The organism is Aerococcus sp. L_32, from assembly GCF_050689315.1.
The window spans coordinates 1-875 of record NZ_JBOEQF010000759.1 but is presented as its reverse complement, the minus strand read 5'-3'; the positions used below and the strand labels follow the sequence as shown (position 1 = coordinate 875).

Below are 875 nucleotides of genomic sequence, written 5' to 3'. Positions count from 1 at the left end.
TTTTTAATACCTTCTGGCGTTTCTGAAATTTATTCAGATAAAACCATATCAATACTTTTTTAGATGGATAAAAACCCTTCAACTCTTTCTAATTTAGAATGAGTTGAAGGGTTCCATTGTTAGGAGACAGAGTTGTTTCCTAGCACATCTTTTTTATTTTTCTAACCATCTTGTTGAATATTATCTTCTTCAATTTCTTGACGACGTTGTTCATTTTCTGCACTACGCAATTTAAAGGATTCTAATACTTCTTGAACTTTAGCATTTACAGTAGCATTTGTCTTAGAACGGAAGCTTTCAAGTTTGTTCATGTAGTCATCCATCGAACCACCGATACCAAAGGTAAAGCTTGGTTCCTCTGGATCCATCGCAGCGGTAAACAATTCAGTGTTGGTTGCTGCTGATGAAGGAATTGTATAGCTTGTATCATATGGCCCTTCAAAGTTACCAGATGTCGTACCTGTTTCCGTCACAACTGTTTCCTCGTGAACACCTTCAGGTTCTTCTAAGACTTCACCAGATCCCATTGTATTCGGGTAGTAGTAGTTTAGTCGGTTACCTAAGGTTGTCCAGTAACTTAATGAACGTTGAGCTGGCGTCCCGTATACGGCATTTTCAGCTTGACTATATAGGTCGCGAGTTTGCGTGATGTTATCATAACCAATCCAAGAAGTAAGGGTAACGTTTGGTGTTGAACCGTTGGCCCATAAATCCCTAAATTCTTCTGAAGTACCAGTCTTCATAAACCAGTCTAAATCACTATCCATTTGCGAATTATAAGAGGCCATAGCACCAGTAGTTGTCGCGTCTTTTAAGATATCAGCAATTACATAGGCTACATCTTCATCAAAGACACGTTCTTTTTGCGTTTGATG

1 pseudogene is annotated in these 875 nt (G+C 38.5%); it reads right to left on the bottom strand.

What is annotated here, in order from left to right:
- Window positions 1-161: 161 nt before the first annotated feature.
- Window positions 162-875: pseudogene (locus ACRCJ0_RS16265) on the bottom strand (transglycosylase domain-containing protein); the annotation flags it as partial.